This window comes from Citrobacter sp. Igbk 16 (genome assembly GCF_028069755.1).
GTDB lineage: Bacteria > Pseudomonadota > Gammaproteobacteria > Enterobacterales > Enterobacteriaceae > Citrobacter.
The window spans coordinates 13,746-26,459 of the sequence record NZ_JANEWJ010000019.1 but is presented as its reverse complement, the minus strand read 5'-3'; the positions used below and the strand labels follow the sequence as shown (position 1 = coordinate 26,459).

General features: G+C 49.9%; 7 protein-coding genes. 2 read left to right on the top strand and 5 right to left on the bottom strand.

What is annotated here, in order from left to right; genetic code table 11:
• The 5 genes from NNO03_RS13805 to NNO03_RS13785 all read right to left on the bottom strand — a co-directional run bounded on the left by NNO03_RS13805 (nt 1) and on the right by NNO03_RS13785 (nt 8,754).
• On the bottom strand, nt 1-2,145 hold the full coding sequence (locus tag NNO03_RS13805; RefSeq protein WP_271449781.1) for a response regulator: 2,145 nt from the start codon (nt 2,143-2,145) through the stop codon (nt 1-3).
• Between the two features lie 11 nt (nt 2,146-2,156).
• Nucleotides 2,157-3,569: a CheR family methyltransferase gene (locus tag NNO03_RS13800; RefSeq protein WP_271449780.1), complete on the bottom strand. Its 1,413-nt coding sequence runs from the start codon at nt 3,567-3,569 to the stop codon at nt 2,157-2,159.
• A complete protein-coding gene (locus NNO03_RS13795; RefSeq protein WP_271449779.1) occupies nt 3,566-4,633 on the bottom strand; it encodes a chemotaxis protein CheB in 1,068 nt (355 codons plus the stop codon). The genes NNO03_RS13800 and NNO03_RS13795 overlap by 4 nt, the downstream gene beginning before the upstream one ends.
• Nucleotide 4,634: 1 nt before the next feature.
• On the bottom strand, nt 4,635-6,725 hold the full coding sequence (locus NNO03_RS13790) for a Cache 3/Cache 2 fusion domain-containing protein (protein WP_271449778.1): 2,091 nt from the start codon (nt 6,723-6,725) through the stop codon (nt 4,635-4,637).
• A 61-nt stretch (nt 6,726-6,786) separates the two neighbouring features.
• The gene (locus tag NNO03_RS13785) at nt 6,787-8,754 is read right to left on the bottom strand and encodes an EAL domain-containing protein (RefSeq protein WP_271449777.1); all 1,968 of its coding nucleotides are present in this window, start codon (nt 8,752-8,754) and stop codon (nt 6,787-6,789) included.
• Nucleotides 8,755-9,574: 820 nt separating this feature from the next.
• On the opposite strand from NNO03_RS13785, the gene NNO03_RS13780 reads away from it, so the two are divergent.
• Together NNO03_RS13780 and NNO03_RS13775 are read left to right on the top strand one after the other, a co-directional pair.
• A complete protein-coding gene (locus tag NNO03_RS13780) occupies nt 9,575-11,767 on the top strand; it encodes a bifunctional diguanylate cyclase/phosphodiesterase (protein ID WP_271449776.1) in 2,193 nt (730 codons plus the stop codon).
• Nucleotides 11,670-12,692 carry a transporter substrate-binding domain-containing protein gene (locus tag NNO03_RS13775; protein WP_271449775.1) on the top strand — a complete coding sequence of 341 codons (1,023 nt, stop codon included), beginning with the start codon at nt 11,670-11,672 and terminating at the stop codon, nt 12,690-12,692. The genes NNO03_RS13780 and NNO03_RS13775 overlap by 98 nt, the downstream gene beginning before the upstream one ends.
• Nucleotides 12,693-12,714 lie beyond the last annotated feature (22 nt).

The following is a 12,714-nucleotide window of genomic DNA, read 5'->3' as shown; positions in this document are numbered from 1 at the left end:
TCAGCACAAAAGCATTTTTAATGTTTTAATCAGGCTGTCCTGCTCGAAGTCGCCTTTGGCAATATAAGCATCCGCCCCCACCTGAATGCCACGTCGCCGGTCTTCTTCCTTCGCGCGGGAGGTCACGATGATAATTGGCGTGTGCTGATAGTTTTTCTCTCCACGCAGCGATTTGGTGAAGGTGAAACCATCCATAAACGGCATTTCGACATCCGTCAGCACAGCATCAAACTGGGTCAATTTCGCTTTTTGTAGACCCGATAACCCATCTTCTGCCAGCGTGACCTGATAGCCATGCGCTTCCAGCACGTTCTTTTCAATCTCGCGGGTATTGAGTGAGTCATCGACCACCAGCACGTGCCAGGCATCTTGCGCGACACTGACTGGCTGCACAGGAGTGCTGGTTTGCCGTGATTGTTGCGCCATCGCCATCAGCGCCGGGACCTGCAGAATACTGACCAGTTGGTTATCAGGGGTCTGTACCATCCCGGACACCAGCGATTGCTGCTGCATATGCTTCGGCAACGGCTTGATCATCATCTTGCGTTCATCGAGCAGCTTATCAACGCGTAGTGCCATTTTGCTGTACTGGTTCTGCACCACGATTAATCGTTGCCCTGCCGGTGGGGCACTGCTTTGACGATCGTGAATACCTAGCAGAGCACCGGCACAAATCACCGGAATAAACTCGTTATGCAAAATGATGGCGGGTCGCCCGGCAATGTCGTTAATCCCTTCGGGGGTGCATTCCACCACCTCAACCACATACTGAGCGGCCAGTCCGAACAGGTGGCCCTGTTCTTCAAATTGCAGGATACGCATCATTGCCAGCGAAACGGGCAGACGCAGGCTAAAGCACGTCCCGACCCCCTGCCGGCTATGTACCTGCAAATCCCCCTGCAGGTCGGTGACCACCGTTTTGCGCACCACATCAAGGCCTACGCCACGCCCGGAAAGCTCTGAGACAATTTTGCTGGTGGAAAAACCGGGATGGAAAATCAGCTCATTACACTCTTGTTCAGAGAGCTGTCCGGCCATTGATGCCGGAACCAAACCTTTGCTGACCGCTTTTGCGCTGATCGCCTCATAGTTCAGGCCGCGCCCGTCATCTTCGACGCGCAGTAGTATTCCGCTTCCATCCTGTTGCGTACTGATGGTGATGGTGCCGCGCGTCGATTTTCCCAGCGCCAGCCGCTCATCAATTTCACCAATACCGTGATCGACCGCGTTACGCAGCAAGTGCGTCAGCGGCTCCGATAACCGGTCAATAAGCTGTCGGTCGATTTCCACTTCGCCCCCTACAAAGCGGCAAACGACCTGTTTGTTCAGCGTGGAGGCCAGTTCGCTGACCTGCAGTGAAATCGGCTCAAATAGGGTGGACAGCGGCAGCATACGGATCCGCGCCGCCACGTCGTACAGTTCATACATCTGCAAATGCTGAACCTGAACGCTCGCTTTCAGTTGAGCGCTGAAATCATGGATCTGCTGGCGCAACTGTTCTGCGCTAAGCCCTAACAGCCGGGGCACCAGTTGGCTCAGGTTTTGTATCTGCTGTTCCAGGCGGTCATGACCTGCAAGCACTTCCCCGAGAATGTCGATCAGGTCGTCAAGTTTATTCAGCTTTACCCGTACTGAATCAGCCTGTTTTATACCTGAATCCACAGCGATCGTCGGCACGGGTGCCGGAGTCGCTGTCGAAGAAAGCGGTTTTTCCGCAGGTCCCGCCGCCTCGACAACCAATGTAACAGCCTCCCCGCGGCTGGCGCTGGCAAGGCGTTCACATAAACTCGCATCTGCCGGGGGGAGTTGATTATCTCCGTCACTGACAAAAAGCTGGGTGAGTTGACCGGAAAGATACTCCACGGACTCATGGATCAGATTGCCAAGCGCCCTGTCAGGCGTCAGTTTCTTATCCCGCAGTTCGCTAAGAACGTCCTCAAGGTGGTGCGTGACATCAGCAATGCTTTGCAGTTTCAGCATCCTCGCGCCCCCTTTCAGCGTATGCGCGGCCCGAAACATTTCCCCAATCCATGCGTCAGTATGTTCATCAGCGGAGAGCAAAAACGCGCCCTCGCTGATCGTCTGCAAATGACCTCTCCCTTCATCAATAAAACGCAGAACGAATTTTTTCAGATCGATAGCCATAATCGTTCTTTTTACCCGTTTTGATGGGCGAATTGCGCCAGTTGATGTTCACAAAGAAAACGAAACGTATTGCCAGGAAATACCATGGGCAAACGCAGACGACAAACCGTTGAAGGATTGTTCATTTCGTCGTTAAGTAATTGCATCACCACGCGGTACGTACGCTGAGCGGGCTGGCGAAGCTCGCTTTGCCGATACATTTCAGCCAGATAATAGTGTGCAGGCCAGTAGCCGGGTTCCTGATAGACCACCTGTTTAAACCAGGCGATGGCCTGCTGCGTTTGGTGTTGCCACATCATCGCCAGACCGAGCAGCATTTTTGCTTCTGCCGACCATTCATCCTGCGCGAGGATCTTTTGCGCATTTCCGGCCGTCTGGGAAAACTCTCGTTGCTCCAGTGCAATCACGCCCTGAATCAGCAGCGCATCCTGGTTGCGCGGATCGTTGTGTAATACGCAGGCAATACACGCTTCAGCTTCGGAAAAACACTTCTCATCAAGGCAGGCACGGGCCTTTTTCAACCAGTCATCACATTGCTGCGCCGTGGGTGCGGGAGGTTCACACACCGCGGGGGCGCGTGGAAGCGGAACGCGTACCGCGACGCGGGGCACCGGAGCGACTTTAGGGGCTTCTCGATGATGGCAGAAATAAAAAATGCCCTCTTCTTGCTCAAGCTTCAGAATATCGAAATTGTTGGCCAGCGTTTCCGCGTTGCCAAAGAACAAGGCTCCCTGCGGCTGCAGCATCTTAAGCAGGTTGCCATGCAGTTCGCGGCGTGTCGGCGTATCGAAATAGATAGACACGTTACGCAGCAAAATAATGTCAACTTCAGGCAGTAACTGCTCTTTGATAATGTTGGTGCGATGAAATGAGACTTTCTCGCGGATTTCATCATGCAGACGGAACAGATTACCTGTCCGGGTAAAATAGCGCAGCTGAATCAGCGGATCGACACCACGAAACGAGTAGCTGGAATAACAGGCATTTCTGGCTTTTGCCAGAATCACCGGGTCAATATCACAACCGTAGATTTCAACCTGCTGCGCCATCCCGTTCTGGTACTTTTCATGCAGCTTGATTGCCAGCGAGTAGGCTTCTTCGCCGGATGAACATCCCGCGCTCAGAATACGCACCGGGCCGCTACGCTGTTGCAGAAGGCGGGGCACCCATTTGTCGCAGATGAGATCCAGCGTGTCGCTTTCACGAAAAAAATACGTTTCGTTAATTGTAATCAGCGTAACAAAGCTATCAAACTCATCCTGAGAGATGCGCAGCCGTTCATAGTATTCATAGTAATTGCTGATTCCCAGCTCGGCCATACGCCGACTCAGCGCAGATTCCAGCAACGCTTCCATCGCATTATCAAAGTGCAAACCCACCCGGTCTTTGATCAACCGCGCATAATCGGGGAGATTGGGTATCATGGCAATTTACTCTCAACATGCCCGTGAAAAGCCATCGAAAGCAGAACCTTCGCAAGGTCATCCAACGGGATTGTGTGATGGATAAGCTGTTTGTCGATTGCGTTCTTATTCATACCGAAAACAACAGAACTTTCTTCATCCTGCGCCAGCGTCCTTCCTCCCCGCCGGAAAATCAGTTCAATACCACGACAGCCATCGCTGCCCATTCCCGTCATAATCAGCCCAACGGCTTTTTCACGAAAAACCTCAGCAACCGACTCCAGCAGCAGATTACAGCTGGGGTGATACACATCACTTTCCTGTCTCGGGATCGCGGCCAGCCGTTGGTTTGTTTTGACGATCAGATGCTGTTCAGGCGGCAGTATGTACACATACCCTGCTTCCACACGATCGTCTTCCTGCGCCAGTCGAACCTTCAGTTCAGTCACGCTGTCCAGCCAGTGCACCATGTTTTTGGCAAAACCGTCGGCAATGTGTTGTGCAATCAACACCGGGCACGGGAACGTACCGGGCAACGCCTGCAATAGCCTGCTCAGCGCCTGTGGCCCGCCGGTAGAACAGGCTATCGCCAGCACAAAAGGCCAGTCCTCTGGTGTCTTTTCGGCATCCATTGCCGGGTGAGTTCCCGGTACGCGTTGCTTTGTGGGATAGCGTAATCCCTTGATATGACGAATCACTTTTACACCAACCAGCAATTCTACTTTGCGATGCAGCACTTCACTCGACAACGGAGCGCCACTGCTGTGGTGCAATACCGCCAGCGCACCGCGGGAAATGAAATCATCATCCCACTGGTTTTCAGGGAAATAGCGCAGAACAAGAATTGGGATAGCGCTGGTCGCCATAATGGTTTCAACGATCTCAACGTTATCTGCCGTCGACGTATCCAGCGTCAGGATCAACAGGTCAGGCATCAACTGTTGTAACAGTCGAATCGCCTGCCTGCGGTGGGCTGCTTGCCCCACAACCCTTATATGCGAGTGCTCCTCCAGTTTTCTGACCAGCTCGTTGCGCGACACGCTGCCCAGATCGTGGATCAGCACCCGAATGTTGCCGCTATTCATGTCAGGCATCCATATCCGTCAAAGTAAATGACGTCGAAGCCTCTTTCAGCGCTTTCGACAGCTGCGTCATATCCTGACTCACGATCAAAATGTCTTTGATGGATTGCGACGTGTAATTACTGGCGACAACAATTTCACGAAGCGCCATAACAACTTGATTACTCGCCGTTTTCTGCTGCTGTGTTGACAGGGAGATTTGCAGCGCCGCCGTGGACGTTTGCTCCGCGGTGACAACAATGTCGTTCAGATGCTCGGCGCTCACTTTACAGGCCCTGGCACCCGCTTTGATGCTCTCCCCACCTTTTTCCGCATTCAGCACCAGACGATTGATGGCGTTTTGGATCTCGCTGATCTTGTTCTCGATCTCAACCGTTGATTCCGTCACGGAATCGGCCAGACGACGGATCTCCGCCGCCACGACCGAGAAGCGTTTCCCGGCTTCTCCGGCACTGGCCGCTTCCAGCGCTGCGTTAAAGGCAATCAATTTGGTTTGATCGGCAACACTGTTAATGATCACCATCACGCGGCTGATTTCCGTCGACTTATTGCCCAGCATCATAATTTCACGCATGTTTTGCTGGTTATCGGTATCAATATCCGTCATACGCATCAGCAATTGCGACATCGACTCAGAGCCTTTATTGCAATCTTCGAGCGTCTGGTTGGCAATATCCACAACCGCCCGCGAGTGCTCCGCGATCTGTGTGGAAGAGGCGGACAACTCCTCCATCGTTGAGGTGATTTCCGCAACCGATGATGAGGTCTCGACGCTGGTAGATGCCTGACCATCGACCGCTTCCGTAATATGCATCGACGCCTGATGTACCGAGTTGGCGTGAGAAACCATATCCCCCACCAGTGAGTGCAAACGCTGGCGCATCTTCTCTACCGCGCCAAGTAGCTCGCCAATCTCATCATGATGGTCGATTGGAACCTCTACCGTTAAGTCACCTTCAGCAATGGTCTGCGCAATACCCAGTACGCGGTTTAGACGGCGTGAAATCAGGAAGCGGCTGGCCACCGCAATCAGCAGTAAAATGACGGGCAGCAGGAAAGCGGTGAACAGCAGCAGGCCATTACGGACCAGGTTGCTGCTCCTGGCGACATCATCAACATTGCTGGTTGTCGCGATAACCCAATTGATCCCGTCAACATATTCATAGACGGCGACTTTCGTTTTGGGTGCAGTGCCATAGCCACTCACCCAATCGTAATAGGTAATACCGTTTTTATGCTCGAGGATATCGGCAAACAGCTTGTATCCCTTGGCATCGGTGATATTGATCGCCTGCTGATTACTGAGCGACGGGTGCACCAGCATACGCCCGGGTTCAAATCCGGCATCCAATACATACGCGTAGCCATCTTTCCCAATACGCACATTCAGCAAGCGCTGAATGATCGGTTGCAGACTCTGTTTAACATCGAATCCTACCGCAACGGCTCCCACCACCTGACCATACTTATCGGCAATCGGCTCGTAGTGGCTAATAAACTGTTTTCCAAACAGCGTGACCACACCAGAAAACGGCTTGTTTTTCAGAAGAAGCGGCAATGCCGGATTATCACGGCCCAATGCCGTTGCCGTCGCCGTGTTGCCAGAGTTTGCTAACAGCGTACTGCTGACGCGCACAAACTGCTCACCTTCCAGTACAAAAGTACTGGCAAATACGCTGGTTAATTCGGTGAAATGCGAGTTGGTCGTTGGGCTACTTAGAACCGCTTTTAATTCAGCGGCATCCATAGAGTGCAGTGGTTTATTGGCAACATTCTGATAATTGTTAATATAAACATTGCTGTAATGTTCCGCATCCCGGGTCACCCTCTGGAATTCATTAGAGATGCTGTTATGGAAAATACGCGTATTGGTCTTGATCATTTCCAGCGCATTGGCTTGCAGCTCTTTCGACAGATAAGACGACAATATAAACGAAGCACCAATCAGCAACGTCGCAATGCAGATAACCAGAATCATACCGAGCTTCATTGCCACGCCGGGATGGATATTGTGTAGCCAGGATATTATTCGTGCACCGGACCCCTCAGAGGACGCCACAGCCGACCGTTCTTTCACTTTAATAACATCACTCATGATTTTTGTTCTCTACCTGAGAAGAAATTACGCTTGTTGGTCATAATTAAATTTGCACACGCTATTCCAGCATGAGCAGCGGCGTTGGCTTACCTATGTGATACCCTTGCAACCACCCCACCCCCATTTGCTCAAGGCACGCCTGAATGCTGGCGTTCTCAACAAACTCGGCGACAACCTGCATATTTTTCATTGCAGCGACGCGACAGAATGATTCAACGATGTAGTAGCTGATTTCACTTTCCGTGATCCGGCGAATAAAAGATCCATCGATTTTCAAAATGTCCGCTTCGATGTTCATCAAACGCGCATAGCTCGCAAACCCGGTACCAAAATCATCAATTGCAACCCGGCACCCCAGTTGACGAATTAAATGCAGCGCTTCTACAGTTTGTTCTTTGTCCGACAGCGTATCCGCCTCGGTTATTTCAAAAATAACGCGCTGCGGATCCACACCGTAATCCTGCAATAGCTGGGTGATCTTCGAGACAATATTTGAGCGACACACCGTGACAGGAGTCAGGTTAATGGAGAAGCATCGTTGGGGGCGATCGGACATCGCTTTGAAGGTATTTTCGATTACCCATAAATCAATATCCGGAGCTAACCCCGCTTCATGCGCCACTGGCAGGAAACTGTTTGGAGGAATAAATTCGCCTTTATCATTGAGCATCCGGATCAGGATTTCATGATAAAGCGCCTCCCCCCGGGTACTGACGATCGGCTGGGCCATCAGTACAAACGCATTGTTATCCAGCGCGTTTTGCAGCGCGGTACGAATATCTGTTTTATCGGCAATATGGTCACCAAGGATCCGGCTATGCTGGGCTTCAAGGTTTTCGGGTCTGCCGTTGGTTAGCGACAAACCCGCAACCATGGCAAGCTTGCCAACCAGTTGATAGATATCATCGCTGATATCGTTAATCAGGCAGTAGCCCAGACCAGTGCGAAAACCCAACCGCTGGTTATTGTGAAAGAGGCGAAAACCGTTAGCGGCATGGTACAAATCGCATAGCCGCTCATAGGAACCATCTTCAAGGCGGATCAGCAGATCATAACCTGCGTGGTAATAGACTTTCTCGCTTTCAACCAAATACCGCTGGAGATGATCGGCCAGAATCTTTTGATAGTGCGCGCGAAAATGAAAACCATAGCGGCGAGAAAAAAGCTCCAGCTCGGGGATCTGAATCAGACAGACTGTCGCGTTCTTCGTCGTAAACAGCTCGGTCTTCAGCGCGCGTAAATTTGCCATCCCCGTCATGGGATCGGTCAACCCCAACAGCAACGCCTGGTTAAACCGCTGCCGGGTAAATTTGGCCAATGCCCCCATAATCACGATAGTCAGTGAAAAGACAAAGATCAGCGTAGAAACCAGCGCCTGATGCAGCATGAAGTTAACATCGTTGGCGATGTAACTTTCGTTATGTTTACCCAGGATAATCAGGACCACAGCCCATACGGGCATGGTGAACATATGGCCAATTTTTATCGCGCCCCACAGCATGAGCGGGAACAGAAGAATCAGACTATAGAACGAGAAAAAGATGTTTGGGTTAGGCGGCGACGTTAAACAAAACATCAGGCCCAGCAGCAACACGCACCAGGCAACCACGCCGTATGAACTCACATTACCTTTGCACTGCCCGACGACCGACTTAGCAAACGTAAACAAGTAAGACGGGCGGCGAGTGATACGGAATATCTTGTAGAAGAACGGGATCCCGGTCAGGCAACCGTTGACGATCCCTTGAACACGCACCAGCATTTCCAGACTCATCACCGGGTAATTGGCGACATCGGGGCGGTAAGCGTGGATCACGAATACAGCGAAGAGCTTGCCGAATACTAAGTACAGCAGAATGTTGTAACCACACAGCCAGACAATACGATTGAGGCTAATTTTGACCCGGCCAAAGCTACTTGAGCTGCGTCTGCCCGTCACTTTCCGGTATATCGCATAGCTTAAGGTCGATGCCAGAATCAGGCACAGCGCATCCAGGTGTTCACCTTGCGGACCGAGAGCAAACATAAGAACAAGAAACAGGATAAACCCCGGCAGGACCCGGAAACCAAACAGGACAAGTGCGCCCGAAAAAACGGCCAGCTTAAGATCGTAAACTGTTAAAATATTATTATTGAAAATACAGTGTCCGTTAAGATATTGTGCCAACGGATAAAAAAGACTGGGTAAAAAAAGAGGCAGGCACCATTCTCGAATGCTTTTCGCAGTGATTGTATTTATTATCGCGTCCAAAACAATTTATCCGCTACACACTATACCAATAGGACTTTAATCCAGACTCTAATGTCGCAAACAGTTCCTTTTGGGTCAGCCGATTAACCGTAGCAAAATTGTCAACATTGACCGCGCACTGAGAACATAAAGTAATGATCTATGAGGAAGCGCGTATTTTATTCACATCAAGTCAGGAAATAAACACCCGCATATAGATAAAAATGGACATTTTGCAGATAAAAAGACAACTTCTTGCGTCAAGATAAAAACAACAACCATCTGATCTACAACACAAAAACAAACAGCCATGATAATTACTCTACGAATCTTACGGAAGGCAAAAACACATTCTCCGGCACCGTTAATGTCAACTTTAATACAATGTAAAAATGATAATGAAAAATGTATTTTAGTGTACAAATTTACCTATTGACGAAAAGAACAGCATTATTTATATTCGCATACCGTTATTTTTGTCATTACTCACCGTTGTTCAATGTTAGTTATTTGTTACGCTTGGCGTTTCAAATTTGTCATCTAATACTATTCCATTAAGTAATAGCAGAAATTCAATTCAGCATTAGCACTATCTTTTCAGGAATTAACAAAATCTGTGGCAACGTCTCGGTTTTCCCTTAGAGCTATAAAGGGGTGGCAACATTCGATCACCGGCAAAATAACGCAATTTTTGCTGGCGGGCATCGTTATTGCTTTTGGCGCTGGCGCCTTTACCAGCTGGAGCCTGATAGACAACTTCTCCTGGCAGCAGTGGGTTCAGCGGGCGGAAGCAAATGCACAGATCATGACCTACATCATCAGAAGCGTGTATACCAACGTGTCGGTTGAAACCAGCGATTCAGGGCAAATCTCCCGTATCGTCTCCGACCGACAAATTGGCGATACCGACTCCATTCTGCAAACCGGCTATAACCCGGTAGACGTCCTGGCGCTGGCTTCGGTGCAAACACACAGCCCTACCTGGCTGTTTCTTTACACGCCGGAGAAAGGCTACGTCGGCATCAACAATAAATCGGAAGATGGCGAAGGCATTATCTCCTTCTCCGGACACCTGCCGCGTGACGTGCTGGCCAATTACTACATCGGTTTCGCCCAGATTAATGGTGAAGAGTGCTTTATTAGCGCAGTCCCTATTTTGACGCCATCTGGCGAAATCCTCGGTAGCCTGATAAGCAGCATTGGTAAAAAGAGCGACCTGTACGCAGCCTACGATGCGATGCTGAAAAAGAGCTGCATCATCTTTGTTCTCATTTTGCTGGTGACGTTGGCGCTGGGTACCTTGTTCATGCGCCGGTTATTCCGCCCGGTTCCGTTACTGATTAATTCGATTACCCGCATTGCCCATGAAGAGACCGACTGCATAACGCCCTACCTTGACCAGGACGATGAGATTGGCCATCTGGCCGGTGCGATTGAAAAACTGCGTGTGGCAATGAAAGAACGCGGCTATCTGCAACGCATGCATGAGATGTCGCAAAAGATGGAGCATATGGCCCATCATGATTCGCTGACCGGATTACCTAACCGCGTTTCGTTTGGTCTTGAGCTGGATAAACGCGTCAGCGAAATCCATCAGGAAGAAAAGCAGTTCAACCTGCTGCTCATCGACCTCGATAACTTTAAACCGGTCAATGACACTTTCGGTCATAAAGCAGGTGATGAAGTGTTAATCAGCGTGGCCCAGCGTCTGCAATTGCTACTGGGACCTAACGATATGGCAGCGCGACTGGGCGGTGATGAATTTGCGATCCTGCAACAGGTCAGCGAGAACGCCGTCAAAGAAGCAAACCGCCTATCGAAACGTATCATTCGGGCATTGAGCACCCCCTTCACCTGGAGCACTCACACATTCTCCATTAGCTGCAGCATCGGGATTACAACAGCCCCCTGGCAGGGCAATAACACCTCCACATTGATGATCAATGCCGACCTTGCCATGTATGCCTCCAAGCATCATGGCCGCGGTTGCTTCCATTTCTTCGAAGACGGCATGGTGATGACGCAGACCCACGGTCTGTTCATTAACCAGGAGATCATCGACGGTATTGATAACGAGGAGTTCGAACTTCACTACCAGCCGATTATGAATCTGCATGATGAAACGGTTTATGGCTATGAATCGCTGATCCGCTGGAACCATCCGACCAAAGGCCTGATTTACCCTGATTATTTTATCAATATTGCCGAAAGCTCCGGCCTAATTGTCCGTTTAGGTGAGTGGATTATTCGCCAGTCCTGCGAATCCGCAGCCAAATGGCCGGAACACATCCGGGTTGCCGTCAACATCTCGGCCTATCAGCTACATAGCCCCGGCCTGGTTGACGTGATTAAAGATGCATTACGTAACAGCCAACTGTCAGCAGAACGCCTGGAAATAGAGATCACTGAATCGGAGAAACTGGATAAGGCGATTGCCTTGCCCGTACTGCAAGAGATCCGTTCTCTGGGCATCGAAATCGCAATGGACGATTTAGGAACCGGATACGCGGCGCTGGATTATTTACTGATCTACCCTTTCACCCGCATTAAGATCGCACGCTCGCTGGTCGAGAAGCTGAAGCAAGATAATGCCAGCCAGTATTTGATCGTAATGCTTATCCAGTTCGCCCATAAATACAATATGTCGGTTACTGCAGAAGGGGTGGAAACCGAATATCAGCGGGACATTCTGCGCGATATTGAGTGCCAGCATGTTCAGGGATATTTCTTCAGCTATCCACTCCGCGAGCATGACGTGTTGTCCTCCTTTAGCGAAGCGATTTTTGCAGAGGAGGCGTGCAATGTCTGACTTCTTACGCATCACAACACGCGTATTGCTGGCCTTTTCTTTGCTGATCGCCTTTTGCACACGTTGCACGGCCGCATCTCCCCCGTCGTTACATGCGCTGGAGAAGATTGCCAGTACACAAACCATCATCCTTGGCTATCAGGATGATGCGTTTCCCTTCTCCTGGCAGAACGGTAATGACCCCGCAGGCTATTCTATTGATATTTGCAAAAATATTGTCAGCGCGCTCAAAACAAAACTACAGCTTAAAAAGCTAAACATTGAATGGGTGAAGACCAATTCGGCATCACAGTTTGTACTGATGAAAAATCATATGGCAGACATCATGTGTATACCTGCCTTTTATTCGAAAAGCCGCCACAGCATTAGCGAATTCTCACTGCCTTTTTACTTTTCCAGTACCCGCTATGTCATGCGTAAAAATGACAGCAGTAACCATTTAGGCGAACTTTCCGGGCATAGCGTGCTGGTAAAAAGCGGCACAATTTATGTGGAACAATTGCAAAAAATCAATACCGCTAATGCCCTTGATATCAACATTCAACTTGATACGAATAATGTTGCCGCCTTCAATGAACTCAAGAATGGCGAATATTCGGCCCTGATCTCCAGCACGGTATTATTGAAAGGGATGATTGCTCAGGCCACCAATCCCGAAGATTATGCGCTGTCAAAAATTGCCCTCAGTGCCCCACTTCCGGCCGGGCTGTTGCTCCCTTTACACGATAAAGAATTTAAAGAATTTGTTGATAGTGCGCTCTCGTCACTCATGACCAGCAAAGAGTTTACCGCGCTGTACACTAAATGGTTTCAGTCTCCGATACCGCCAGGCGCCATTAATTTAAACATTCCCATGTCAGATAACCTGAAAGCACTCACCGCAGCTAAGAAGAAGATCAGTTTTGATTATGAAAAATATAATTAATCATGAAATGACAAGGATAACG

Bases quoted from the DNA above. Each gene is read 5' to 3' on its own strand.
- NNO03_RS13805 (WP_271449781.1), bottom strand. From the start codon at position 2,145: ATGGCTATCGATCTGAAAAAATTCGTTCTGCGTTTTATTGATGAAGGG.
- NNO03_RS13800 (WP_271449780.1), bottom strand. From the start codon at position 3,569: ATGATACCCAATCTCCCCGATTATGCGCGGTTGATCAAAGACCGGGTG.
- NNO03_RS13795 (WP_271449779.1), bottom strand. From the start codon at position 4,633: ATGAATAGCGGCAACATTCGGGTGCTGATCCACGATCTGGGCAGCGTG.
- NNO03_RS13790 (WP_271449778.1), bottom strand. From the start codon at position 6,725: ATGAGTGATGTTATTAAAGTGAAAGAACGGTCGGCTGTGGCGTCCTCT.
- NNO03_RS13785 (WP_271449777.1), bottom strand. From the start codon at position 8,754: ATGTTTGCTCTCGGTCCGCAAGGTGAACACCTGGATGCGCTGTGCCTG.
- NNO03_RS13775 (WP_271449775.1), top strand. From the start codon at position 11,670: ATGTTCAGGGATATTTCTTCAGCTATCCACTCCGCGAGCATGACGTGT.